Raw genomic sequence first — 26,314 nt, 5'->3', positions numbered from 1 at the left:
TGATAACAAAACACACTACGAGGTGTACTATTTTTACCCGAGTCGCTAATTTTTGCCGTAAAGTGCTGAGCCGCGAAGAGAGCATGGCGAATGATGCTATTGCACAGCCACACATGTCGGTCATTCCGCGTGAGCAGCACAATATTTCCCGCAAAGATATCAGTGAAAATGCCCTCAAGGTGCTCTATCGTCTGAATAAAGCAGGCTACGAGGCCTATCTCGTCGGCGGCGGGGTGCGCGATTTACTGCTGGGCAAAAAACCAAAAGATTTCGACGTGACGACCAGCGCCACGCCTGAACAGGTGCGTAAATTATTCCGCAACTGCCGTCTGGTTGGCCGCCGTTTCCGTCTGGCGCACGTGATGTTTGGGCCGGAAATTATTGAAGTGGCGACCTTCCGCGGTCACCACGAAGCGGGCATCAACGATCGCACAACTTCCCAGCGCGGCCAAAACGGCATGCTGCTGCGCGACAACATCTTTGGCTCTATTGAAGAAGATGCTCAGCGTCGCGATTTCACCATCAACAGCCTTTACTACAGCGTGGCGGATTTTACCGTGCGCGATTACGTCGGCGGTATGCAGGATCTGAAAGACGGCCTGATTCGCCTGATCGGCACGCCGGAAACGCGCTATCGCGAAGATCCGGTCCGAATGCTGCGCGCCGTGCGTTTCGCCGCCAAGCTAAACATGCGTATCAGCCCGGAAACCGCAGAGCCGATCCCGCGCCTGGCGACGCTGATTAACGACGTCCCCCCTGCCCGTCTGTTTGAGGAGTCGTTAAAGCTGCTCCAGGCAGGCTACGGGTTTGAAACCTACAATTTGCTGCGTGAATACAACCTGTTCCAGCCGCTGTTCCCGACCATTACCCGCTACTTCACCGAAAACGGTGACAGCGCAATGGAGCGGATGATTGCACAGGTGCTGAAGAACACGGATACCCGTATTCATAACGATATGCGCGTGAATCCGGCGTTCCTGTTCGCGGCCATGTTCTGGTATCCGCTGCTGGAAACGGCGCAGCGCATTACCCAGGAGAGCGGCCTCGCCTATTATGATGCGTTCGCGCTGGCGGCAAACGACGTGCTGGACGAAGGCTGTCGCACGCTGGCGATCCCGAAACGTATTACCACGCTGGTGCGTGATATCTGGCAGCTTCAGCTGCGTATGTCCCGCCGTCAGGGTAAACGTGCCTGGAAACTGATGGAGCATCCTAAGTTCCGCGCCGCGTTCGATTTGCTCTCTCTGCGTGCTGAAGTCGAAAGAAACCAGGAGCTACAGCGCCTGGCGCAGTGGTGGGGAGAATTTCAGGTCTCTGCACCACCGGAGCAAAAAGATATGCTCACGGATCTGGATGACGAGCCGGCACCGCGCCGTCGTCACCGTCGCCCGCGCAAGCGCGCGCCGCGTCGTGAAGGCACAGCATGACCCTGGCGTATATTGCCATCGGCAGCAATCTGGCCTCTCCGCTTGAGCAGGTTAACGCTGCCGTTCAGGCGCTGGGGGAGATCCCGCAAAGCCGTATCGTGGCGGTCTCCTCCTTTTACCGTACGCCCCCGCTCGGCCCGCAGGATCAGCCTGATTATCTGAACGCCGCCGTGGTGCTGGAAACAGCCCTTGACGCAGAAACGCTGCTGGATAATACCCAGCGTATTGAGCTACAGCAGGGTCGCGTACGTAAAGCCGAACGCTGGGGACCGCGCACGCTCGACCTCGATATTATGCTTTTCGGCCACAAGGTGATTAACACCGAGCGCCTCACCGTTCCGCACTATGACATGAAAAACCGTGCGTTTATGCTCTGGCCGCTGTTTGAAGTCGCCCCCGATCTCACCTTCCCTGACGGCACCTCGCTGAACGCCGTTCTGCAAAGCCTCAACGCGGAAAAACCGGTCCGCTGGTAATCCCGTGTCACCCCCGATTAGCCATGTGTTAAATATGGTTAATCGATTGCCTAAAATCATTGTTCCCTCGAATGTTACTGTTAGAATGCGCAAAGATCCGCTTTTGGGCCATCAGGAAACAGTATGAAACCAACTACCATCTCCTTATTGCAGAAATGCAAACAGGAAAAGAAACGCTTCGCCACTATCACCGCGTATGACTACAGCTTCGCAAAACTGTTTGCCGAAGAAGGGATCAACGTCATGCTGGTCGGAGACTCGTTAGGGATGACGGTACAAGGACATGATTCTACTCTGCCGGTCACGGTCGAGGATATTGCTTACCATACCCGCGCCGTGCGCCGGGGTGCGCCCGCCTGCCTGCTACTTTCCGATCTGCCGTTTATGGCGTATGCCACCCCGGAACAGGCCTTTGAAAATGCGGCAACTGTGATGCGCGCCGGCGCCAATATGGTCAAAATCGAAGGCGGCGACTGGCTGGTCGATACGGTGAAAATGCTCACCGAACGGGCCGTGCCAGTTTGCGGGCACTTAGGGCTGACGCCGCAATCCGTGAATATCTTTGGCGGTTATAAAGTTCAGGGGCGTGGCGATGCGGCGCAGACGCTGTTTGATGATGCCCTGGCGCTGGAAGCCGCTGGTGCACAGCTGCTGGTGCTGGAGTGTGTGCCGGTTGAGCTGGCTAAGCGTATCACTGAGGCGCTGTCGATTCCGGTGATCGGCATCGGCGCGGGCAACGTCACCGATGGCCAGATTCTGGTCATGCACGACGCCTTCGGGATCACCGGCGGTCACATTCCAAAATTTGCTAAAAATTTCCTGACAGAAGCAGGCGACATGCGTGCTGCTGTGCGGCAGTATATTGCCGAGGTTGAGTCCGGCGTGTATCCGGGCGAAGAACACAGTTTCCATTAAGGAGTCCAGGTGTGCTAATCATAGAAACTCTGCCGCTGCTGCGCCAGCATATCCGCCGTGCACGTCAGGAAGGTAAACGTATCGCCCTCGTCCCGACCATGGGCAATCTGCACGACGGCCATATGAAGCTGGTCGATGAAGCGAGAGCCCGTGCAGATATCGTGGTAGTCAGTATCTTCGTTAACCCGATGCAGTTCGATCGCGAAGACGATCTGGCGCGCTATCCACGTACCTTGCAGGAAGATTGCGAGAAGCTCAAAAAACGTCATGCGGATATCGTCTTCGCACCGGCCCCCGCAGATGTTTATCCTCAGGGTACCACTGAAGCGACCTACGTCGACGTACCGGGTATATCGACCATGCTGGAGGGTGCCAGCCGTCCGGGCCATTTCCGCGGCGTTTCCACCATCGTCAGCAAGCTGTTTAACCTGGTGCAGCCGGACATCGCCTGCTTTGGCGAGAAAGATTTCCAGCAGCTGGCGCTGATCCGCAAAATGGTTGCCGATATGGGCTACGACATAGAGATTGTCGGCGTGCCGATTGTACGTGCGAAAGATGGCCTGGCGCTTAGCTCCCGTAACGGCTATCTGACTGCGGAACAGCGTAAAATTGCGCCAGGCTTAAGCAAAGTCATGAATACCATGGCAGAGCAACTGCTGGCAAAAGAATTAACCGCAGAAGAAATCATCGCTCTGGCTGAACAGGCGCTGAACGAGAAAGGTCTTCGTGCTGACGACGTTCAAATTCGGGATGCCGATACGCTTCTGGAACTCTCAGATACCAGCAAACGTGCGGTAATTCTGGTGGCGGCTTGGCTCGGCCAGGCCCGCCTTATCGACAACAAAGTGGTTGAACTGGCGTAGTTTTACTACCCGGAAGTGAAAGGTAAACGTAATGATTCGCAAAATGCTACAAGGTAAGCTTCACCGTGTGAAAGTCACCCAGGCCGACCTGCATTATGAAGGCTCCTGCGCGATCGACCAGGATTTTCTCGACGCGGCGGGTATTCTCGAAAACGAAGCTATTGATATCTGGAACGTTAATAACGGCAAACGCTTTTCAACGTACGCGATTGCCGCTGAACGCGGGTCTAAAATCATCTCCGTTAATGGGGCAGCGGCGCACTGCGCGGACGTGGGTGATATCGTCATTATTGCCAGCTTTGTGATGATGTCTGACGAAGAGGCACGTCGCTGGCAGCCAAAAGTGGCATACTTTGAAGGCGATAATGAAATGAAACGTATTGCGAAGGCAATTCCGGTTCAGGTTGCCTAAGCCAATAGTACTGTTATAAATTACCCGACAAATAGGTTGGGTAATTTATACATAATTAAAATGAATAGCGTTCTTTTTATATATTTTTATTAATATATTCAAGTCACCCTGCCGAACACCTGCTCATCAAAATGATGAACAATTATTATCATTCACTATTAAATAATCATATTGACTTAAAGATCGTTTAAGTATTTCTAACGCCTAACGGCTTCTCACAACCATTACTCATCACTTAGAATCCTTTTCCCGAAGCATCTGTTCGGAACGAACATAAGCCTTGCTTATGTTCACTTTTCTAGCATTTAAATATGGATATAAAAAATGTCTTTTAATAAATTAGGTCTGGCAACTGTAGTAGCAATGGTTCTGAGTGCGGGTTCTGCAATGGCAGCTGATATTCCTTCAGATACAGGCACTATTACTTTCCACGGTATGGTTTCTAATAACACCTGTAAAGTATCCCTGGATCAGAAGATTGACCAGGATGGTAATGATTTTGACGTTAACCTGGATACCGTGTTTGTAAAAGACTTCGCTAATGCGCTGGGTACCACCAGCACCCTGGGAGAAAAGAAATTCTCCCTCACCCTGACAGGTTGTGATTCTGCTACCGTCAACCAGGCATCTGCTCAGTTTGATTCCTGGGCGGGTTCTTCTTCAACTTCCGGCGGTCTGCTGGTTCCACCATCAAATACTCAAGGCGCCGCTAAAAACGTCAATCTGGTACTGTCAAACGATGGCAACTCCGCTACCGATCAGATCAAACTGGATCAGACCAACAATACCCAGAAAGCAACGATTGATACCACAGGCGCAGGCGCAGGCGCACTTTACTACCGTGTAGCGTATACCCAGGGTCAGAACTGGGATGCGGCCAACAACCCAGTGTCAGCTGGTGTGGTTCAGGCACAAGCTGCATTCACCATGATCTACGAGTAATTTTAAGCGCATAAATAAAATGCTCATATTATCCCCTGACGTACGTCAGGGGACTATTGATATCATTCCAACAGGAAGTGGAAAAATGTTAAGCACATCATTTTATAAAGGATTTAAAGCTGCCTGCTTTACAGCTGCTGCTGTCGCGTCATTCCAGGCAAGCGCAGATATCGTTATTTCGGGAACACGTATTGTTTATCAGCAGTCGCAAAAAGATGTCATCGTTTCTTTAGACAACCGTGGCAAAAAGCCACTATTAGTTCAATCATGGCTCGATGACGGTCGCGATGACACCAACCCACAGGAATTAAAACTACCGTTTATTATTACTCCACCAGTATCCCGAATTGATCCGCAAAAAGGTCAATCCGTTCGGATCTCATACCTGGGTGGTTCATTGCCGCAAGATCGCGAATCCCTATTCTGGTTCAATGTGCTCGAGATTCCACCGAAGTCAAAAGTGAAAGACGGTGAAAATCCTAACCAGCTCCAGCTGGCATTCCGCACACGTATTAAACTCTTTTTCCGACCTGACGGCCTGAAAGGTACGCCAGGAGATGCAGCAGCCAAAGTAACGTGGTCACAACAAAAACAAGGTAATACGCTAAACCTGATCGCACACAATGATTCCCCTTACAACGTTTCTATTTCAAATGTAAAGCTGAAATCAGCAAATAAAGAGTACCAGGTTGAGCATAAATCTATTTTACCGTTTAGTACTCAAATTATGCAGGTAAAAGGTTTAGGTAGTACTGCCACCGGCACTGTTGCTTACGAAACCATTAATGACAATGGCGGCTCTGATACTTTTGAAAGCAAAGTAAATTAATAACCGCACCACCGCCACATTATAAATATAACACGTATGAATGATTCATAGCATTCATACGACGACTTGTCTGGATGAAGCATGCTATTTCAACGATCAATTTTATGTCTCGCAATCTGTGCAGCATTTCCTCTGCATGCCAGCGAGACTGAAAAAAAAGCTGTAGACACCTCATCCGAAACAGAATCGGCCATTGAATTTAATGACCAGTTCCTTATCGATAATGGTGGAGGTATCAATGTCGATCGTTATGCTTATGGCAACCCAGTTCTGCCAGGTACTTACCGTGTAAAAGTGAATTTGAATGGCAATTCAAAATCCACGGTCGAGATGACATTCATTGATAACAAAACGCCACGTGCCTCAGCATGTCTGACTAAACTCACGCTGACACAGGCAGGCGTTGATACCAGCATATTAGGCGATGATGTCAAAAACGACGAAACGTCTTGCGTAGATATCAAAAAATATTATCCCGGTGCTTCTGAAAATTTTGATAGTAGCAAGCAGGAAATGGATCTTAACTTCCCGCAAATCTACGTGCTTAAGCTTCCAGCAGGGTATGTCGATCCTTCATTATGGGATAATGGTGTTCCGGCCGGATTACTCTCATACGATCTTAATACCTGGCACAGCGAGTCAAACGGCACCAATTCAGATACCGCTTATGCGGGCTTGCATTATGGCCTGAACGTGGGGCCGTGGCGTTTACGTTCTCGCGGCAGTCTGAACTGGGACAGCGATAATGGCACACATTATTCCAGCCAGGATATCTACCTCCAGCGAGACATCACACCACTTAACGCACAGATGGTAATGGGTGATTCCTACACACGCGGTGATGTCTTTGATTCGGTGAGCCTGCGTGGTGCGCGTATGTATAACGATGACCGCATGCTCCCGGAAGGCACCTCTGGCTACGCGCCAGTAATTCGTGGTGTGGCAAACAGTAACGCCAAAGTTAGCGTAACGCAAAGCGGCAATAAAATTTATGAAACCACCGTTCCACCCGGTGCTTTCGAGATCAATGACCTCAGTACAACAGGCTATGGCAATGATTTGATTGTCACTGTAGAGGAAGCCGATGGAAGTAAACGGACGTTTACCGTTCCGTTCTCCTCAGTTACACAAATGCTCCGCCCAGGCTCCAGCCGCTGGGATGTGGGTTTAGGTGAGCTGAATGATGATTCATTGCACGATAAGCCAAACGTTGGCTACGCAACTTACGCGTATGGTCTGAATAATACCTTTACCGGTTACGTGGGTGCGCAATATACGGATATGGATTTCTACGCCGGCCTGCTTGGTCTGGCTATGAATACCCGTATTGGTGCATTCGCATTAGATGTTACCGGGTCCTATGCCGATATCGACGGGCTGGACACGCTTAAAGGGCAAAGTTATCGGCTGACCTACAGCAAAATGCTTGAAGCTACTAACACATCTCTTAACGTGGCAGCTTATCGCTTCTCTACAGAAGATTATCTCAGCCTTAACGATGCCGCCTCATTGCAGGACAGTATTCATCACGAGGAATATGGCAATCGATCTTATGACAGCAATGCCGAGCTTTATGCTGATTATCAGCGTACCAAAAACCAGATACAGGTCAGCCTGAATCAGCCATTGAATGTTAACGGTGATGAATACGGCTCACTCTATATTAGCGGCACCTGGCAGGATTACTGGAATGACTCTAGCTCCACTTCCGACTACAGCGTGGGTTACAACAATAGTTTTGCTTACGGTAGCTATAGCGTTTCTGTGCAACGCACGTACAACGAAACAGGGGAAAAGGATGACAGCGTTTATTTAAACGTCAGTATTCCATTCAGCATATTCAATAAAGATAGCGCGCAGTCAGGCGGATTCAATAACGTCAACATGAGCCTGCGCACTGATTTAAAAGGCGGTACCAGTTTTAACTCTACGGCAAGCGGCAACTCCAAAAACAGTGAAGTGAGCTATTCCGTTAGCGCCTCATCAAGCGGGGGCAACTACGGCAACCTGAACCAGGTCAGTGGCTATAGCTCATGGAACAGTCCTTACGGGCCGCTCGGTGTCTCAGCGTCCTTTGGCGATGACAATAGTAAACAGTATTCCGCGAGTTATAACGGCGGAATGGTTGTCCACTCGGGTGGCGTTGTATTTACATCCGGCAGTATCGGCGAAACGGATTCACTTGCGCTGGTAAAAGCAAGTGGCGCAACGGGTGCTCGGCTGGGTTACGGCCAAAGCCGCATTAACAGCTCCGGGTACGGGATTATGCCGTATATGTCAGCCTACAGAGAAAACCAAGTATCGCTCGATATCAGTACTCTCGAAGCAGACGTTGAAATCAAAAATACCAGCGCTGTTGCCGTACCTCGCAATGGCTCCGTTGTATTAGTGAATTTTGAAACGGATGAAGGTCGTTCGCTTGTTCTGGAATTACAACGTTCTGATAACGGCTTTATTCCGTTAGGTGCAGACGTTCTGAATGAGAAAAACGAATCTATCGGAACGGTAGGCCAGGCAGGACAAGCTTATGTACGCGGTGTGGAAGACAAAGGCGCTCTCCGGGTGGTATGGGGAAGCGATGGATCCAGCTCTTGCACGGTGCATTATCAGATTCCTGAAAATGCGAAGAAAGCAGGCTTAACCACGATTCTGAGTAATCAACAGTGCCAAATGTAATGATGTTAAAACAGGGAATCACACCCATGGGAAATAATATGAAGAAAAATCATTGCGGTTATTCATTAATCGCATTAGCAATGTTAGCGATGTCAGGTTCTGCTGCGGCAGCCGATCTCAATGTTAACTTCACTGCCAATATCCGCGAAACCACCTGCGATATGAAACTGGTCGGCGGTACGGGTTCAGATACGCAGCAAACGCTGACTATCGGTAATAACGGTCAGGTACGTTTAGATGATGTCAAAGCCGGAACGGCAAATGCCAATTTCAAAATTGTGCTCGTTGAATGCCCGGCGTCGCTGACCTCGTTAAAAACAACCGTAAAAGGAACCAAATCAGGTTATTTAGCTAGCGGCCTTGTTAACCAGATTGCAAAAACTAACGGTGGCGCTGATTACTCTGCGGCTGAAATCGCCAGAGCCGATGCACCAAATACTCCTTTTATCATTAACTCAACCCTGGATTCAGAGCGCCTGGTCTGGAGTCCGACAGAAATCCAGAATAAGGAAGTTGCTCTGGTGGCCACCTTACGTGAAACAAAAGAAAACAGCATGACCATTGGTGATTTTCAGGCCGTGGCGACCTTTGAATTTAGCTACGAGTGATTAGTGCAGGAAAACGGAGCAACATTATGAAATTCAATTCTACTTTTATCGCCCTGTCCGTTTCTGCTCTTCTGTTCTCGGGAATGGCAAGCGCAGCAATTACAGGCACCCCTAGTGTCGAATTAACGATTAAATCAAAAATTGTATCAGGCACATGTACCGCAAAAGTACTTAACGATGCAGGCACAGCCTCCACTGAAATTGCGTTCGGCGACGTATACAAATCCGATCTGGTGAACAAAACCCGTGTCGAGCCGCTCAAGATTAGTTTCACCAACTGTTCTGGAGTAACCAAGGCAACGGTGTCCGCTGCGAAAGGCGCTGGTGGTGAATGCAGTGGCGTCAACAAGACGGGTGATTCTTACTCTGGCGGCTTAGCAACGGGCTTTGAGATCTGGTCGGGTGTTGTCGATACTGGCGAGCTTATGAGCTGTAACACGCCTCCGGCTGCTAAGGATGTCACCATTACTGATGGTACCGGTGAATTCCCGATGAATTCCCGTATCGTTATCGGGCAAGGCCAAACCATTGCTGATGTAGGCGCGGGGGCGGTTACTGCGCCAGTCACGTTTACTATCGCTTATCCATAATACCAGGAACCAGTATGCAACAATCACCGTTTATTTTATACCAGCCCGGTCTTGTGTTGCTTATGGGCTTGGCTGGTGGCATCTTGCCTGGCGTAAGCCAGGCAAGCTCAGGATTAGACGTAAATATTACCGCTAACATTGTTAATAGCACCTGTAAGATGACCGTGGAAAATGACGGCGAAATTTATCTCCCCAATGCGATGCGCAGTTGGTTTTATAACCCGGATGGTAGCGATCGTTTTACTGCAACCGATGATGCAGGCGGTACGCCTTTTAAGATCCATGTAGATGATTGCTATGGAGACAGCGGTACGGCTAAAAAGCTGAGTTTTAGCTTTTCGCCGCAGTCGGGTTTCTGGCCAGGACAAAATCAGGTTTTCAAAAGTGATGATACCGCCGCAGGCGCGGCAAAAATGTCGGCGTCGTCGTTTTCTCTGAAAAATATAAAAAGAATGTTTTAAACAACGACGGCACGTCAAAAATCACTTTTGACGTAAGCGGTCAGGATACTGCATTTTTAACGGATTATCAGTTCTATGCCCGATATCAAAATATTGGCGTAGTGGCTGGTGGTGTCGTTACCAGTAAAGTATTGGTTGACGTCACTTACGAATAATAATCAGAACAGGAAAAAGGATGAGAATGTTCAACTTTATAAGACAGGGTTTCAACGTGAAAGGCACAATGACGTTTGCCATGGCGAGCGCGTTATTTACCCTCAGCCACTCCTGCTGGGCAGGGGAGTGCCAAATGAATAATGGAAAAGGCGGCACAACCACGCTAATCAATTCTGACTACTCAGGTGGCACCGTACGTCTTCCCCCTCCGGGTAACTACGCCAGTACTCTTTTTAACGTTAACCTGACACCAGGCATTCAGGCCAAATGTGGTCCGGGGGACGATGGTTTTAACCTCGTGTCACAAACAAACCCGACCTTGCTAATGGGGAGTAGTTATGGCAGGGCTATGTTTGAAACAAATATTCCGGGGATTTATTATTCCGTAAGGGTGCACACCGCAGAAAGCACTGGAGGCATGGGTGGTTACTTCGCTATGAATACTACTGGCTGGACTACCGTTGCCTCCTCCGGAAAATCTGACCCGTGGGATGAAAAATGGATAAACACCTCAGTTCAAATTTATATTGATGAAGGTTACAGAGGCAACCCGAACAAAGAAACCTCAATCAGACCCAAACCCGGCACTCTGGGTAAAATGGCTATTGGTAATCCAGATGATAGTGACAACCAACCATGGACATTTATGGTCAACGAGGACTCATTCCAGATCCCGATCGTTCTTCCAACCTGCGACATGGCCATGCTATCGGATGGTACTAATAATGTTAACCTAGGAGAATATTATGTTTCAGACATTAAAAACAATCGGGTTAAGGATATCCCTTTTTCCATTAGCTTAAGCAATTGTACCGGTGTGGCAAATATCACAACCAAACTCACCACCTCAAAGCTAACCGGAAAAAACAATGATCTTCTTGGTAATACGCTTACGTCCGGAGCTGAGGGCGCAGGCGTGAAAATCATGTATAACGGAACCTCTCAACTTCTGCCGAACAATCCTGACTCATCCTATGTCATAACGGATTACCAAACCCCTGAATCCAAGCAAATTAATTATGTTGCTCAACTGGTAGCAAACGGAAACACAGTGAAACCGGGGTCGTTTAAAGCCACCGGCGTATTCACCCTTTCATACGACTAACCGCTATCCCTGCGGCTGATTACTGATCAGCCGCGACATCGTCTCCAGTGAATCCGTTCTTAAGATATACAAACGCTTCAACAGGAACGGATTATCCCCCGGCTTCACCTTCCCTTTCATCGTCGTCACTGCCAGATGAAAACCAGCGTCATTCGCTGCCTTTATCGCTTTATTGTCATAGCCGCCAAATGGATACGACACATACAATACGCGCGGGTTGAACTGAGCCAGTGCACGACGTGAGCGTTCAAAATCAAACAGGATCACGTGATAGCTACGGCTCAACAGGATGGGGTGTTTATAGCCATCCACGCGATGCAGGAAATGAGTGTGAGACTGAATGTCGAACACATCCTGGATGCCCTTGATTTCCTGAACGCTCATAAACTGTAGCGATTTTGGATCCCACTTCTGCGGATGGCCTTTGATTCGGGATGAAATTATAAACGCCGTCGCGTTGAAGCCATATTCTTTCAGCACCGGATACGCATAGCGGCTCACCGATTTGAGGCCATCATCAAAGGTGATCACCACCGCTTTCGCGGGCAGGTTCATCTTGTTACGCACGTACCCTTCAAGCTGGTACATCGTCAGCGTGGTGTAGCCCTGATCGCGTAACCAGGCCATCTGATTATTAAACGCACGTACGCTGGTCGTCGTGGAGGTATGTCGAAAACGGGTGTTCTCTTCATCACGCAAAATATGATGGTAGGTCAGAACCGGTAGCCCGTTATCTTCCTGCGCATCCAGGCTGCTTACCCATGCCAGACGATTACCGATACGGATCTGGAACCAGGTCTGGTTCAGGCGGTCTTTCAGCTTATTCAGAATCGGATAGCGAAGATTAGCGCTTAAGGTGCCAAAGGGCGCGCTTCCGCTGCTGGGGGCGTTATACACCGGCGTGTCTTTCCAGGTAATGAGGTTTTGATTACTGAGCGGCTTGTTCAAGTCACCCAGGCTATCCTCAACGCGTTGTTTTCCCTGAACTTTTTCAAGGTGGTCTTTATCAATAAACCCCGTACCGAATCCGAAACGAAATTCATAGTAATCCGCCGCGGCCGGAAAGACAGCGAGGATCTGCCCGGCGCGGACATTCCCCACATTCACAACGGCATTTCCCACCTGCGCCCAGATGGCCGCATCTTCGGTGGTTTGCATATATTGGGCAGGAAGGCCTTGCTGACTGGTCAGGCTGGCAGACGCACCACCGGAAACCACGAGCAGAAGGATAAAGATAACGCGCTTGAGCATGGAATATAAATCGACACAGAAAATCAGCCGCCATTGTAACAAAAGCGGCATCAATACCAATGTTTAATGCTTATACAGATCGTGAAGCAGAACAAAAGGCGGGTTCTTCTGCTGCTGGTGCCACAAGCTGCTCACGCCCGGCGAGCCCTGCGCCACAATGGCGTGACGAAATTCAGCGCTGCTCAACGTTGCGCGCAGCGGATACATCGCTTCGAGTAAAGGCAGGCTGATACCGGAGATTACTTCACAGTTATCGTGCTTATGGCTCATTAGGGCAGCCGCACGGTATGGCGCCGCGCCGGATCTGTCAGTGAGAAAAATCACGCCATCGCCGGTGTCGGTTTCATGCAGCGCGTCACACATCATCCGGCTGAGCATATTGGTGCTCAGCCCTCGCCAGTAATTTACCGCACGACATTGCGCCAGGGGGCCAAATCGGGCCTCCAGCTTAAGCAGCATTTCCTGTGCCTCTTCATCGTGGCAGGTGATCACCCATCCCAGCATAACGTCTCTCCTTAGCAGGCGAGTAGTTTATCCAGGTGAAGGTTAGTTTACGGTGATAACTGTCAAAGAAAGTGCCCGGCAAACAGAACGTCGCCGGGCAGAAGGTTAGCTACGCAGCCCGCGTCCGCGCTGGATCAGATACCAGCACAGCAGATAGAATGCCACGATAAACACCACCAGCACCACAACGGTGGTGAACAGCGGGACATCGGCAATGCCGAGGAAGCCAAAGCGGAAGCCGCTGATCATGTAGACAATCGGGTTCAGGTGCGACAGCGCCTGCCAGAACGGCGGCAACAGCGTCAGGGAGTAAAACACCCCGCCCAGATAGGTCAGCGGCGTCAGCACGAAGGTCGGGATCAGGCTGATGTCATCGAACGTTTTAGCAAACACCGCGTTCAGCAGCCCGGCGAGGGAGAACAGGATCGCCGTCAGCAATAATGTGAGCGCCACGAACAGCCACGAATGCACCTGGAACGGGACGAAGAACAACGAAATCGCCGTCACCAGAATCCCCACGCACAGCCCGCGCGCTACGCCGCCGCCCACGTAACCGGCGATGATCACATGCGTTGGCACCGGGGCCACCAGCAGCTCTTCAATGTTGCGCTGGAACTTGGCGCTAAAGAACGACGACGCTACGTTCGCGTAAGCGTTGGTGATCACCGCCATCATGATCAGGCCCGGCACGATAAACTGCATATAGGTAAAACCGTGCATCTCACCAATGCGGGAGCCAATCAGGTTACCGAAAATGATGAAGTAGAGCGTCATGGTGATCACCGGCGGCACCAGGGTTTGCACCCAGATACGCATAAAGCGGTTAATCTCTTTTGCCCAGATGCTTTTCAGCGCGACCCAGTAAAGATGCGTCATGCCTTGTCTCCTTGTTTGTCGTGCACCAGAGAGACAAACAGCTCTTCCAGTCGGTTTGCTTTGTTACGCATGCTTAATACCTGAATGCCCTGCGCACTCAACTGTGAGAACACGCTGTTGATACCCTGCTCGCGCAGCACTTCTACCTCCAGCGTCGAGGTATCGACCAGGCGATAGTTGTAGCCCTCCAGTTTCGGCAGCGCGCTTTTCGCCGCCAGATCGAGGATAAAGGTCTCTGATTTGAGCTTGGAGAGCAGATTCTTCATCGAGGTGTTTTCCACCAGCTCACCGTGCTGAATGATGCCGATATTGCGGCACAGCATTTCCGCCTCTTCCAGATAGTGCGTGGTCAGAATGATGGTGGTGCCTTTATCGTTCAGATCTTTCAGGAAGCCCCACATGGAACGACGCAGTTCAATATCCACGCCAGCAGTCGGCTCATCAAGGATAAGCAGCTTTGGCTCGTGCATCAGCGCGCGGGCAATCATCAGGCGGCGCTTCATCCCCCCGGACAACATCCGCGCGCGTTCGTTACGCTTCTCCCACAGGTCGAGCTGTTTCAGATACTTTTCGCTGCGCTCAAGCGCCTCTTTGCGCTCAACGCCATAATAACCCGCCTGGTTAACAACAATCTGCTGTACCGTCTCAAACGGGTTGAAGTTGAACTCCTGCGGCACCAGCCCCAGCTGACGCTTGGCGTTGACCACATCTTTTTGCAGATCGTAGCCAAACACGCTGACGCGGCCGGAGGTTTTGTTGACCAGCGAGCTGATGATCCCGATGGTGGTGGATTTCCCCGCCCCGTTCGGCCCCAGAAGCGCGTAGAAATCTCCCGCTTCGACTTTAAGATCTATCCCGCGCAGCGCCTGAACGCCCCCCGGGTAGGTTTTTTTGAGCTGTTCAAGCTCCAGTGCAATCGCCATGAATTCAACTTACCTTAAGTTCTGACACACGTTGTGTGGTTTCATTAAAAGTCGGGTTACCCTATAGTAGCGCAACGCAATCACTTGGTTACAGGTCGCTAACCTCCATGAACGACATAGATACACTCATCAGCAACAATGCACTATGGTCAAAAATGCTGGTGGAGGAAGACCCCGGATTTTTTGGAAAACTCGCGCAAGCGCAGAACCCGCGCTTTCTCTGGATTGGATGTTCTGACAGCCGTGTCCCCGCCGAACGTCTGACGGGTCTTGAACCTGGCGAACTGTTTGTTCACCGCAATGTGGCTAACCTGGTTATTCATACCGATCTCAACTGCCTTTCGGTTGTGCAGTACGCCGTTGACGTTCTTGAGGTTGAGCACATCATTATTTGTGGCCACTACGGCTGCGGCGGCGTGCAGGCGGCGGTCGAAAACACAGAGCTGGGGTTAATCGATAACTGGCTGCTGCACATTCGTGATATCTGGTTCAAACATAGCTCACTGCTGGGCGAAATGCCGCAGGAGCGCCGTCTCGACACCTTGTGTGAGCTGAACGTAATGGAGCAGGTCTATAACCTGGGCCATTCGACGATTATGCAGTCTGCCTGGAAACGCGGGCAGAAGGTCTCCATCCACGGCTGGGCGTACGGTATTCACGACGGTCTGCTGCGCAATCTGGAAGTGACCGCCACCAACCGCGAAACGCTGGAACAGCGTTACCGCTCGGGAATTGCCAACCTCAAGCTTAAGCATGTGAACCATAAATAACAAAGCCGGGGGTTTTCACCCTCTCCCTGTGGGAGAGGGCTGGGGTGAGGGCATCAGCCCGCAATTATTCGTCCAGAATCACTACTTTCCCAACATACGGCAGATGGCGATAACGCTGCGCGTAATCAATGCCGTAACCCACCACGAATTCGTCCGGGATGGAGAAACCAACGAACTCCACCGGCACCTGCACTTCACGGCGCTCAGGCTTATCCAGCAGGGTACAAATCGCCAGTGATTTTGGTTCACGCAGGCTCAGGATCTCACGCACTTTAGAGAGCGTGTTGCCGGAGTCGATGATGTCCTCAACAATCAACACATCTTTGCCACGAATATCTTCATCCAGATCTTTCAGGATTTTCACATCACGGGTTGTGGACATGCCGCTGCCGTAACTGGAGGCGGTCATAAAATCGACCTCGTGCGGCACCTGCACTTCACGGCACAGGTCTGCCATGAACATGAAAGAACCACGCAACAGACCGACCAGCACCATTTCGCTGCCGCTGTCCTTGTAATGTTCGGTGATTTGACGACCCAGTTCGGCGATACGCGCTTTGATCTCGGCTTCCGGGATCATCACTTCAACAGTATGTTTCATATTACTAACCAAATGATTTTAGTGAAAATCTCTCAATGCGGATGACTCTCGTTCCGGCATCGATACGCAAGCCAGCCATTATACCAGTAAATGGATAAGCCTGGCGTATGAGTTATAAAAAGCAATATTTGTGATTCCGATCACAGTTGTTAATACCTATAATTAATTGCTAGCAAATAATTAACAAAACTGACGAGTACTTTTCTATGGCTGAAACAAAAACTAAACAGCCGCGTCTACTGGTGACATTAACAGCCGCGTTTGCCGCATTCTGCGCGCTGTATTTGTTAATCGGTGGCGTATGGCTGGTCGCGATTGGCGGCTCCTGGTACTACCCGATTGCGGGTCTGGTTATGGTTGGCGTAACCGTCCTGCTTTTACGCAGAAAACAATCTGCTCTGTGGCTGTACGCAGCGTTACTGCTCGCAACCATGATCTGGGGCGTCTGGGAGGTCGGGTTCGACTTCTGGGCGTTGACGCCGCGCAGCGACATTCTGGTCTTCTTCGGTATCTGGCTGATCCTGCCGTTTGTCTGGCGTCGTCTGATCGTCCCTTCCAGTGGTGCTGTAGCCGGTCTGGTCGTTGCCCTGCTGATTAGTGGCGGCATCCTGACCTGGGCCGGATTCAACGACCCGCAGGAGATCCACGGTACGCTGAACACTGAATCCACACCGGCTGCGGCTATTTCGCAGGTGGCTGACGGCGACTGGCCAGCCTATGGTCGTAATCAGGAAGGTCAACGTTACTCCCCGCTGAAGCAGATCAACGCGGACAACGTGAAAAACCTGAAGGAAGCCTGGGTATTCCGTACCGGCGACCTGAAAATGCCGAACGATCCGGGTGAGCTGACCAATGAAGTGACCCCGATTAAAGTGGGCAACATGCTCTACCTGTGTACGGCGCACCAGCGTCTGTTCGCGCTCGACGCGGCCACCGGTAAAGAGAAATGGCACTTTGATCCACAGCTGAACTCCAACCCGTCGTTCCAGCACATCACCTGCCGCGGCGTCTCTTACCACGAAGCGCGCGCTGATAATGCCAGCCCGGAAGTCATTGCCGACTGTCCTCGCCGCATTATGCTGCCGGTGAACGATGGCCGCCTGTTTGCCATCAACGCTGAGACCGGTAAGCTGTGCGAAACCTTCGCTAACAAAGGCATTCTGAATCTTCAGACCAACATGCCGGACACTACGCCGGGTCTGTATGAGCCGACCTCCCCGCCAATCATTACCGATAAAACCATCGTGATTGCCGGTTCGGTAACGGATAACTTCTCTACCCGCGAAACCTCCGGCGTTATCCGTGGTTTCGACGTGAACACCGGTAAACTGCTGTGGGCCTTCGACCCGGGCGCGAAAGATCCCAACGCGATCCCATCGGATGAACACACCTTTACCTTTAACTCACCGAACTCCTGGGCACCGGCAGCGTATGACGCGAAGCTGGACCTGGTTTACCTGCCGATGGGCGTGACCACGCCGGATATCTGGGGTGGTAACCGTACGCCGGAGCAGGAACGTTACGCCAGCTCCATCGTGGCGCTGAACGCAACGACCGGTAAACTGGCATGGAGCTACCAGACCGTTCACCACGATCTGTGGGATATGGATATGCCGTCCCAGCCGACGCTGGCGGACATTACCGTTAACGGTAAAACCGTTCCGGTGATTTACGCCCCGGCCAAAACCGGCAACATCTTCGTGCTGGATCGCAGCAACGGTAAGCTGGTTGTTCCTGCGCCGGAAAAACCGGTTCCGCAGGGTGCGGCCAAAGGCGACTACGTCATCAAAACGCAGCCGTTCTCTGATCTGAGTTTCCGTCCGGAGAAAGACCTCAGCGGTGCAGACATGTGGGGTGCCACGATGTTTGACCAGCTGGTATGCCGCGTGATGTTCCACCAGCTGCGCTATGAAGGCATCTTCACGCCGCCGTCAGAGCAGGGCACGCTGGTCTTCCCGGGTAACCTGGGGATGTTCGAGTGGGGTGGGATCTCCGTTGACCCTAACCGTCAGGTCGCCATCGCTAACCCAATGGCGCTGCCGTTCGTTTCCCGTCTGATCCCTCGTGGTCCGGGTAACCCAATGGAGCAGCCGAAAGATGCGAAAGGCAGCGGTACCGAAGCCGGTATCCAGCCGCAGTATGGCGTTCCTTATGGTGTGACCCTGAATCCGTTCCTTTCTCCGTTCGGTCTGCCGTGTAAACAGCCTGCCTGGGGTTACATCTCCGGTCTGGATCTGAAGACCAACAAGATCGTCTGGAAGAAACGTATTGGTACGCCACAGGACAGCATGCCGTTCCCGATGCCTGTTCCAGTGCCGTTCAATATGGGTATGCCAATGCTGGGTGGCCCAATCTCCACCGCCGGTAACGTGCTGTTCATCGCGGCAACCGCAGATAACTACCTGCGCGCGTACAACATGACCAACGGTGAAAAACTGTGGCAAGGCCGTCTGCCAGCCGGTGGACAGGCTACGCCGATGACCTATGAAGTGAATGGCAAGCAGTACGTTGTCATCTCCGCAGGTGGTCACGGTTCGTTTGGCACGAAGATGGGCGACTATATTGTCGCGTATGCACTGCCTGACGACGCTAAGTAATGAAAAAGCCCGGTGGCGCTAACGCATACCGGGCTTTCGGGTGTCCTATGTAGGCCGGGTAAGGCGAAGCCGCCACCCGGCTTTTTTTATACGGTAAAGCCCAGCATCATCCCCGTATCTTCATGCTCCAGCAGATGGCAGTGAGCCATATAGGCAAACTCTTTCGGCGCTTCGTGGTCGAACTTCACCAGCACCTCGCTGACACCGCCTTCCACCCTCACCGTATCTTTCCAGCCCCGGCGATGCGCGTCCGGCGCTTTACCGTTCTCAGAGAGAATACGGAACTGCGTGCCGTGGATATGGAACGGGTGCAGCATCATGTCGCCTTCGCCTGAAATCACCCAGCGTTCAAACTGCCCTTTCGTGGCGGCGAACATGGGCGTGTTCATATCGAACGCTTTGCCGTTGATGCGGTTGGCGTCGTGGAAATCGAAACCATGGCCGCCGTGATCCATGCCGCCCATTTTACCGTGGTCCATATTCATATGGCCCATCATCTGGCCGTGGTGCATTCCCGCCATGGCCTGATTGCCGTACTTCTTCATCAGCGCCTGCATGCCCATCATGTCGAGCATCGGGTCCATGGAGAGCTGAAGTTTACGCTGCGTAAGCCCGTCCAGCGTCGGGAGTGCGGGTAGCGTGGTGAGGGCGTCCGGCAGCGTACCGGAAGCGGCGATTTGTAGCGGCTGAATGCGCAGGACCGGATGGGGTTTATCAAACGGCGCAACGGCCATCCCCATCTGGCTGACCGGCAGGGTCACCAGGTCAAACGCTTTGCCATCGCTGATATCCACCAGCACCTCGAAGCGCTCGCCCATCAGCATCGGCAGCTCGCTCACCTTCACCGGTTCCGGCAGCAGGCCGCCGTCGCTTGCCACCACATACAGCGGGCGTTTATCGCTGGTGGCGAAGTTCAGCGAGCGGGCGTTACAGCCATTTAGCAGGCGTAAACGCAGCCAGCCTTTTGGCGCGGCATGCTGCGGGTAGATTGCGCCGTTGGTCAGCAGCGTATCGCCAAACCAGCCTACCGCCGCGCTCATTACGTCCAGCTGATAGTCAATTTGCCCGTCAGCGCTGAATTTTTTGTCCTGCACAATCACCGGGACATCGTCGATCCCCCACTGTTTTGGCAGGCGCAGCAGGCGGCTTTCATCGTCTTCAATCAGCACCAGACCGGCCAGCCCCATCGCCACCTGATGGCCCGTTTTGCCATGCTGATGCGGGTGGAACCAGCAGGTCGCCGCACGCTGGTCAGGAGTAAAGGTGACGCTGCGTTTACCACCAGGCCTGATGACGCCCTGAGGCCCCCCATCCACTTCGCCCGGGACTTCCAGCCCATGCCAGTGCAGCGTGGTCTCTTGCGCTAACGTGTTATGAATGTCCACCGTCACCGCCTTCCCTTTGCGTAACTGCAACGCAGGGCCGAGCAAATTGCCGTTATAACCCCACGTCGTGGCGGCGTGCTGACCGAACGTGGTTTTACCGGCCTGCACCACAAGCTGAATGCGGCTGCGGGCATCTGCGGCGAGTAATTCAGGTATGGGTAAAGCAGGTCTGTCGGCGGCAAAAACGGCGCGGCTCCAGAGCGGTAACGCGCTGGCAACCCCCAGCGCGGCAGAAAATTTTAAAAAATCACGACGTTGCATGTGCATTTCCTTATTTCCAGCAGGCGATCTTTTGAGCATAAACCCTCCCCTTACCGGAAGGTCAAGCACGGCGGCAATAATAAAGATCGTCGGCCTGGCATCAAGTATGCTAACGTTAATTTTCCGTGATGCAGTGGTAAAGGCAATGAAGACGTTTTTCAGAACAATTTTGTTCGCCAGCCTGATGGCGATGTGTGCGAACAGTTACGCGCTAAGTGAAAACGAAGCGGAAGATATGGCCGATCTGACGGCAGTTTTTGTTTTTCTGAAAAACGATTGTGGTTACCAGAATTTACCCAATGGGCAAATTCGTCGCGCACTGGTCTTTTTTGCCCAGCAGAACCAATGGGACCTCAGCAACTACGACAGCTTCGACATGAAGGCGCTCGGTGAAGACAGCTACCGTGATTTAAGCGGTATTGGCATTCCCACTGCTAAAAAATGCAAAGCGCTGGCTCGCGATTCACTCAGCCTGCTCGCCTACGTGAAGTAACCTTCCCGACGCCCCTTGTTGACCCGCTAACCGCTTCACGGCGGTGTTGTGTTGCGCCCATCTGCCGGATGTAATGGATGTTAACGAAGGAGGTGCTCCCCATGACCGAAAAAACGGTATGGCAAGAAACGCTGCATGACCAGTTTGGTCAGTATTTTGCCGTGGATAACGTGCTCTATCATGAGAAAACCGATCATCAGGATCTGATAATCTTCGAAAACGCCGCCTTTGGCCGCGTAATGGCGCTGGACGGCGTGGTGCAAACCACCGAGCGCGACGAGTTTATCTATCACGAAATGATGACCCACGTCCCGCTGCTGGCCCACGGCCACGCGAAGGACGTGCTGATTATCGGCGGCGGCGACGGCGCTATGCTGCGTGAAGTCTCTCGCCATCAGAATGTCGAAACCATCACCATGGTGGAAATCGACGCCGGTGTGGTGTCGTTCTGCCGCCAGTATCTGCCCAACCACAATGCTGGCAGCTATGACGATCCGCGGTTTAATCTGGTTATCGACGATGGCGTCAATTTTGTTAACCAGACCACGCAAACGTTTGATGTCATTATCTCTGACTGTACCGACCCTATCGGCCCCGGCGCGTCGCTGTTTACCTCGTCGTTTTACGAAGGCTGCAAGCGCTGCCTGAAGCCTGGCGGGATTTTTGTGGCGCAAAACGGCGTTTGCTTCCTGCAACAGGATGAAGCGCTTGATAGCCACCGTAAGCTGAGCACCTATTTTGCTGACGTCAGCTTCTACCAGGCGGCGATCCCCACTTACTACGGCGGGATCATGACCTTTGCCTGGGCGACGGATAACGACGTCCTGCGCCATCTCTCCACCGAAATTATCCAGGCCCGCTTCCACCAGGCCGGACTCAAATGCCGATACTACAACCCGGCGATCCACACCGCAGCCTTTGCGTTGCCTCAATATCTGCAAGACGCGCTGTCCTCAAAGGAGGTGAACTAATTGAAAAAGCTTAAACTGCATGGCTTTAACAATCTGACCAAAAGCCTGAGTTTTTGTATTTACGATATCTGCTACGCCAAAACAGCAGAAGAGCGCGATGGTTATATCGCCTATATCGATGAACTCTACAACGCCAACCGTCTGACCGAGATCCTGACAGAGACCTGCTCGATTATCGGCGCCAACATCCTGAATATCGCGCGTCAGGATTACGAGCCGCAGGGAGCAAGCGTCACCATTCTGGTCAGTGAAGAGCCGGTTGACCCGCAGCTTATCGACAAAACCGAGCACCCCGGCCCGCTGCCAGAAGTGGTTGTCGCCCACCTGGATAAAAGCCATATCTGCGTGCACACCTACCCGGAAAGCCACCCGGAAGGCGGACTGTGTACCTTCCGCGCGGATATCGAGGTGTCGACCTGCGGCGTGATTTCACCGCTGAATGCGTTGAATTATTTAATCCACCAGCTGGAATCCGATATCGTCACTATTGATTATCGCGTACGCGGTTTTACCCGTGATATCAACGGCATGAAGCACTTCATCGATCATGAGATCAACTCCATTCAGAACTTCATGTCCGACGACATGAAGTCGCTATACGACATGATGGATGTGAACGTCTATCAGGAGAATATCTTCCACACCAAAATGTTACTTAAGGAATTCGACCTTAAGCACTACATGTTCCACACGAAGCCGGAAGATTTAAGCGAAGAAGAGCGTAAGGTCATTACCGACCTGCTCTGGAAAGAGATGCGCGAAATTTACTACGGCCGTAACATTCCGACCGTGTAATCGTGGCCCGAAGCAGGGACGCTTCGGGGAGTTACTTCTGTTTCATAAAGTCGCGGTAGGCGTTCACCACTTTCAGGAAATCTTCCACACCGCACAGCGACAGGCTTTCTTCGTCGTAGTAGCTCATCCCCTCTTCCATCTCATCACCCGAGAACTCAAGCTGGTTGGCACGCACCATCACCTCTTCGCCATCCATCCACAGGGTGTATTCGTGCCCGGCGCGTTGCCAGGAGCGTTCACTGCCTTTCACCGTTTCCGCTGCCTGTTCGACTTCATCCAGCAGCGCGAGGTTCTCTTTCACCTCTTCGTTAAACCAGTGTCCAACGGCTTCGTGCCCCATCGACATTCGCACTTTCACCACGCCGGTGATGTCGCGCAAAAATTCGTAATCCATAGCGTTTTCCTCTGCAAAGCCATTAGGGTAATTATCGCAGCAGAGAGGAAGAAAAAAAGCGGGAGAGGTGGGAGGAATGAAAATAAAAAAAATACCCCTCACCCTGGCCCTCTCCCAAAGGGAGAGGGAATAAAATCCCCCTCGCCCCTTTGGGGAGAGGGGTTAGGGGTGAGGGGTTGGTTTTTATACTGCCGTCTGGAAGATCACCCCGTCAGCCTTCTCGGTGTACTGAGAGAGCTGGTCGAAGTTGAGATAGCGATAGGTGTCCACCGCCGTCTTATCTACCTGAGCCACAAAGGTCTGGTACTCTTCCGGCGTTGGCAGTTTGCCAATCAGCGCCGCAACCGCTGCCAGCTCCGCAGAAGCCAGGTAGACGTTCGCCCCGGTACCCAAACGGTTCGGGAAGTTACGGGTGGAGGTGGAAACCACCGTCGCACCGTCGGCCACGCGCGCCTGGTTGCCCATGCACAGGGAGCAGCCCGGAATTTCAATACGCGCCCCGCTCTTACCGAACACGCTGTAGTAGCCCTCTTCGGTCAGCTGCGCCGCATCCATACGGGTTGGCGGCGCCACCCACAGACGGGTCGGCAGCTGGCCTTTGTGAGTATCCAGCAGCTTACCGGCAGCACGGAAGTGGCCGATGTTGGTCATACAGGAGCCGATGAACACTTCGTCGATCTTATCGCCCTGTACGTCAGAGAGCAGACGCGCATCGTCCGGATCGTTTGGCGCACACAGGATTGGCTCTTTGATATCCGCCAGATCGATGTCGATCACCGCCGCGTACTCTGCGTCAGCGTCAGCTTCCAGCAGCTGCGGATCCGCCAGCCATTTTTCCATGCCCTGAATACGACGCTCCAGCGTACGGCGGTCGCCGTAGCCTTCCGCAATCATCCACTTGAGCAGCACGATGTTGGAGGTCAGATACTCAATAATCGGCTCTTTGTTCAGCTTGATGGTACAGCCCGCCGCAGAACGCTCGGCAGAGGCATCGGTCAGCTCGAACGCCTGCTCAACTTTCAGATCCGGCAGACCTTCAATTTCCAGAATGCGGCCAGAGAAGATGTTTTTCTTGCCCTTCTTCTCAACGGTCAGCAGACCCTGTTTGATGGCATACAGCGGGATTGCGTGAACGAGGTCGCGCAGTGTGATGCCCGGCTGCATTTTGCCTTTGAAACGCACCAGCACGGATTCAGGCATGTCGAGAGGCATCACGCCGGTCGCTGCGGCAAACGCCACCAGACCGGAGCCCGCAGGGAAGGAGATACCAATCGGGAAACGGGTATGGGAGTCACCGCCGGTACCCACGGTATCCGGCAGCAGCATGCGGTTCAGCCAGGAGTGGATAACGCCGTCGCCCGGACGCAGGGAGACACCGCCACGGTTCATAATGAAGTCAGGCAGCGTGTGGTGCGTAGTGACGTCAACCGGCTTCGGATATGCCGCAGTGTGGCAGAAGGACTGCATGACCAGGTCAGATGAGAAGCCCAGGCACGCCAGGTCTTTCAGTTCATCACGGGTCATTGGACCGGTGGTGTCCTGAGAGCCCACGGAGGTCATTTTCGGCTCGCAGTACGCGCCAGGACGGATACCGGCGACGCCGCAGGCGCGACCGACCATTTTCTGTGCCAGCGAGAAGCCGCGATTGCTTTCCGCCACGTCTTTCGCCTGACGGAACACGTCACTGTGCGGCAGACCCAGCGCTTCACGCGCCTTGGTGGTCAGGCCACGGCCAATGATCAGCGGAATACGGCCACCGGCACGCACTTCGTCGATCAGCACGTCGGTTTTCAGCTCGAAGCTTGCCAACAGTTCGTTGGTTTCGTGGTTGCGCACTTCGCCTTTATACGGGTAAACGTCAATCACGTCGCCCATGTTCAGGTTGCTCACGTCCACTTCAATTGGCAGAGCGCCCGCATCTTCCATGGTGTTGAAGAAGATTGGCGCAATTTTGCCGCCGAGGCACAGGCCGCCGCCGCGCTTGTTCGGCACGTGAGGAATGTCGTCGCCCATGAACCACAGCACGGAGTTGGTGGCGGATTTACGGGAAGAACCGGTACCCACAACGTCACCGACGTAGGCCAGCGGGAAACCTTTTTGTTGCAGCGCTTCGATCTGTTTGATCGGGCCCACTACGCCCGGCTGATCCGGCTCGATCCCTTCACGGGCGTTTTTCAGCATCGCCAGAGCGTGCAGCGGGATATCAGGACGAGACCACGCGTCCGGAGCCGGAGAGAGGTCATCGGTGTTGGTTTCACCGGTAACCTTAAAGACGGTCACGGTAATTTTTTCAGCAAGCGCAGGGCGGTTCAGGAACCATTCGGCATCGGCCCAGGACTGCATCACCTGCTTCGCGTAAACGTTGCCTGCTTTGGCTTTTTCTTCTACATCGTAGAAGTTATCGAACATCAGCAGCGTTGAAGAGAGCGCTTTGGCAGCAATCGGTGCCAGCTTTTCGTTGTCCAGCGCGTCAATCAGCGGATGAATGTTATAGCCACCCTGCATGGTGCCGAGCAGTTCAATGGCTTTTTCAGGAGTAACCAGTGGGGAGGTGGCTTCGCCTTTGGCGATAGCAGCAAGGAATCCGGCTTTTACGTAGGCAGCTTCATCTACGCCAGGCGGTACGCGGTTGATCAGCAGATCTAACAGGAATTCTTTTTCGCCCTCAGGCGGGTTCTTCAGCAGCTCGACGAGCGCGGCCATTTGGGTTGCATCTAAAGGTTTGGGTACAATTCCCTCGGCGGCACGTTCTGCTACGTGCTTACGGTATTCTTCTAGCACGACGGTTCTCCTCGCTCTCATTGTCATATGCGGCGGGCGTTCTCTTCACGCTCCTGTGAGACAGCAGTTTGTAGGGTAAATGCCCGATACCGCGTCGGGCAGCATAGCAGGATTTCTGCACAGTGTTAATCCGTTTACAAAAAAGCAACATTAAATTATTTGCTGAATCGTTAAGCATGGTGTGGCGGGGAGACGAGGCGAATCTTATCCTCTTTCCCGTCGCCTTTTCAGCTATCCGATATAATTGTGTAA

At 52.6% G+C, this 26,314-nt stretch carries 24 protein-coding genes and 1 pseudogene; 17 read left to right on the top strand and 8 right to left on the bottom strand.

Translation table 11 applies throughout. The features are described from left to right. Positions 1-29 precede the first annotated feature (29 nt). The 12 genes and pseudogenes from pcnB to ACQG1K_RS03790 all read left to right on the top strand — a co-directional run bounded on the left by pcnB (position 30) and on the right by ACQG1K_RS03790 (position 11,460). Complete coding sequence (gene pcnB, locus ACQG1K_RS03845) at positions 30-1,427, top strand: polynucleotide adenylyltransferase PcnB (RefSeq protein ID WP_071892880.1); 1,398 nt, start codon at positions 30-32, stop codon at positions 1,425-1,427. Further along, positions 1,424-1,903, top strand: coding sequence for a 2-amino-4-hydroxy-6-hydroxymethyldihydropteridine diphosphokinase (gene folK, locus ACQG1K_RS03840; RefSeq protein ID WP_032625542.1), 480 nt, complete (start codon positions 1,424-1,426; stop codon positions 1,901-1,903). The genes pcnB and folK overlap by 4 nt, the downstream gene beginning before the upstream one ends. Before the next feature lie 123 nt (positions 1,904-2,026). Beyond that, positions 2,027-2,818 (top strand): 3-methyl-2-oxobutanoate hydroxymethyltransferase, encoded by a 792-nt coding sequence (panB, locus tag ACQG1K_RS03835; protein ID WP_022647086.1) that lies wholly within the window; start codon positions 2,027-2,029, stop codon positions 2,816-2,818. 11 nt (positions 2,819-2,829) lie between these two features. Further along, positions 2,830-3,681 (top strand): pantoate--beta-alanine ligase, encoded by an 852-nt coding sequence (panC, locus tag ACQG1K_RS03830; protein ID WP_022647085.1) that lies wholly within the window; start codon positions 2,830-2,832, stop codon positions 3,679-3,681. 31 nt (positions 3,682-3,712) lie between these two features. Next, complete coding sequence (panD, locus tag ACQG1K_RS03825) at positions 3,713-4,093, top strand: aspartate 1-decarboxylase (protein WP_022647084.1); 381 nt, start codon at positions 3,713-3,715, stop codon at positions 4,091-4,093. Between the two features lie 324 nt (positions 4,094-4,417). Further along, entirely contained in the window at positions 4,418-5,035 is a 618-nt protein-coding gene (locus ACQG1K_RS03820) for a fimbrial protein (protein WP_426720948.1), read from the top strand. Positions 5,036-5,120: 85 nt separating this feature from the next. Further along, entirely contained in the window at positions 5,121-5,864 is a 744-nt protein-coding gene (locus ACQG1K_RS03815) for a fimbrial chaperone (RefSeq protein ID WP_022647082.1), read from the top strand. 81 nt (positions 5,865-5,945) lie between these two features. Beyond that, entirely contained in the window at positions 5,946-8,540 is a 2,595-nt protein-coding gene (locus tag ACQG1K_RS03810) for an outer membrane usher protein (RefSeq protein ID WP_367074816.1), read from the top strand. Between the two features lie 38 nt (positions 8,541-8,578). Next, the gene (locus tag ACQG1K_RS03805; protein WP_032625598.1) at positions 8,579-9,148 is read left to right on the top strand and encodes a fimbrial protein; all 570 of its coding nucleotides are present in this window, start codon (positions 8,579-8,581) and stop codon (positions 9,146-9,148) included. Positions 9,149-9,174: 26 nt separating this feature from the next. Further along, positions 9,175-9,738, top strand: coding sequence for a hypothetical protein (locus tag ACQG1K_RS03800; protein ID WP_023299346.1), 564 nt, complete (start codon positions 9,175-9,177; stop codon positions 9,736-9,738). Positions 9,739-9,752: 14 nt separating this feature from the next. Beyond that, positions 9,753-10,354 (top strand): annotated as a pseudogene (locus ACQG1K_RS03795) (fimbrial-like protein). A gap of 20 nt (positions 10,355-10,374) precedes the next feature. Continuing rightward, positions 10,375-11,460, top strand: a complete 1,086-nt coding sequence (locus ACQG1K_RS03790) for a fimbrial protein (RefSeq protein ID WP_050581694.1) — start codon at positions 10,375-10,377, stop codon at positions 11,458-11,460. Positions 11,461-11,463: 3 nt separating this feature from the next. Here the strand turns inward: ACQG1K_RS03790 and ACQG1K_RS03785 are convergent, their stop codons facing one another. The 4 genes from ACQG1K_RS03785 to ACQG1K_RS03770 all read right to left on the bottom strand — a co-directional run bounded on the left by ACQG1K_RS03785 (position 11,464) and on the right by ACQG1K_RS03770 (position 15,014). Further along, complete coding sequence (locus tag ACQG1K_RS03785) at positions 11,464-12,711, bottom strand: polysaccharide deacetylase family protein (protein ID WP_032670914.1); 1,248 nt, start codon at positions 12,709-12,711, stop codon at positions 11,464-11,466. A 63-nt stretch (positions 12,712-12,774) separates the two neighbouring features. Next, a complete protein-coding gene (locus ACQG1K_RS03780; protein ID WP_022647075.1) occupies positions 12,775-13,215 on the bottom strand; it encodes a PTS sugar transporter subunit IIA in 441 nt (146 codons plus the stop codon). A 105-nt stretch (positions 13,216-13,320) separates the two neighbouring features. Further along, entirely contained in the window at positions 13,321-14,091 is a 771-nt protein-coding gene (locus ACQG1K_RS03775) for an ABC transporter permease (protein ID WP_022647074.1), read from the bottom strand. Next, positions 14,088-15,014, bottom strand: a complete 927-nt coding sequence (locus tag ACQG1K_RS03770; RefSeq protein ID WP_003856300.1) for an ABC transporter ATP-binding protein — start codon at positions 15,012-15,014, stop codon at positions 14,088-14,090. Before ACQG1K_RS03770 ends, ACQG1K_RS03775 begins: the two co-directional genes overlap by 4 nt. 107 nt (positions 15,015-15,121) lie before the next feature. Between ACQG1K_RS03770 and can the strand changes: the two genes are divergently transcribed. Then, positions 15,122-15,784 carry a carbonate dehydratase gene (can, locus tag ACQG1K_RS03765; RefSeq protein ID WP_003856301.1) on the top strand — a complete coding sequence of 221 codons (663 nt, stop codon included), beginning with the start codon at positions 15,122-15,124 and terminating at the stop codon, positions 15,782-15,784. Between the two features lie 64 nt (positions 15,785-15,848). Here the strand turns inward: can and hpt are convergent, their stop codons facing one another. Further along, entirely contained in the window at positions 15,849-16,385 is a 537-nt protein-coding gene (gene hpt, locus ACQG1K_RS03760) for a hypoxanthine phosphoribosyltransferase (protein ID WP_003856303.1), read from the bottom strand. 206 nt (positions 16,386-16,591) lie between these two features. Between hpt and ACQG1K_RS03755 the strand changes: the two genes are divergently transcribed. Continuing rightward, the gene (locus ACQG1K_RS03755; protein ID WP_426720950.1) at positions 16,592-18,982 is read left to right on the top strand and encodes a glucose/quinate/shikimate family membrane-bound PQQ-dependent dehydrogenase; all 2,391 of its coding nucleotides are present in this window, start codon (positions 16,592-16,594) and stop codon (positions 18,980-18,982) included. 86 nt (positions 18,983-19,068) lie between these two features. On the opposite strand, the gene cueO is transcribed toward ACQG1K_RS03755, so the two are convergent. After that, positions 19,069-20,628: a multicopper oxidase CueO gene (cueO, locus tag ACQG1K_RS03750; protein ID WP_063152263.1), complete on the bottom strand. Its 1,560-nt coding sequence runs from the start codon at positions 20,626-20,628 to the stop codon at positions 19,069-19,071. Between the two features lie 145 nt (positions 20,629-20,773). Between cueO and ACQG1K_RS03745 the strand changes: the two genes are divergently transcribed. From ACQG1K_RS03745 to speD, 3 genes are all read left to right on the top strand, one after another. Then, positions 20,774-21,121, top strand: a complete 348-nt coding sequence (locus ACQG1K_RS03745) for a YacC family pilotin-like protein (protein ID WP_003856306.1) — start codon at positions 20,774-20,776, stop codon at positions 21,119-21,121. Positions 21,122-21,222: 101 nt separating this feature from the next. Next, on the top strand, positions 21,223-22,092 hold the full coding sequence (gene speE / locus ACQG1K_RS03740) for a polyamine aminopropyltransferase (RefSeq protein ID WP_022647071.1): 870 nt from the start codon (positions 21,223-21,225) through the stop codon (positions 22,090-22,092). After that, positions 22,093-22,887 (top strand): adenosylmethionine decarboxylase, encoded by a 795-nt coding sequence (gene speD, locus ACQG1K_RS03735; protein ID WP_022647070.1) that lies wholly within the window; start codon positions 22,093-22,095, stop codon positions 22,885-22,887. A 31-nt stretch (positions 22,888-22,918) separates the two neighbouring features. Here speD and yacL read toward each other — a convergent pair whose 3' ends face one another. Both yacL and acnB read right to left on the bottom strand, forming a co-directional pair. After that, positions 22,919-23,281: a protein YacL gene (gene yacL, locus ACQG1K_RS03730; RefSeq protein ID WP_022647069.1), complete on the bottom strand. Its 363-nt coding sequence runs from the start codon at positions 23,279-23,281 to the stop codon at positions 22,919-22,921. A 183-nt stretch (positions 23,282-23,464) separates the two neighbouring features. After that, entirely contained in the window at positions 23,465-26,062 is a 2,598-nt protein-coding gene (gene acnB, locus ACQG1K_RS03725; protein WP_367074822.1) for a bifunctional aconitate hydratase 2/2-methylisocitrate dehydratase, read from the bottom strand. Positions 26,063-26,314 lie beyond the last annotated feature (252 nt).

Origin of the sequence: Enterobacter cloacae complex sp. 402C9 (assembly GCF_050030745.1) — a bacterium.
Lineage (GTDB): Bacteria > Pseudomonadota > Gammaproteobacteria > Enterobacterales > Enterobacteriaceae > Enterobacter > Enterobacter intestinihominis.
The sequence above is the reverse complement of the archived record's forward strand: the minus strand, read 5'-3'. Positions and strand labels throughout refer to the sequence as shown.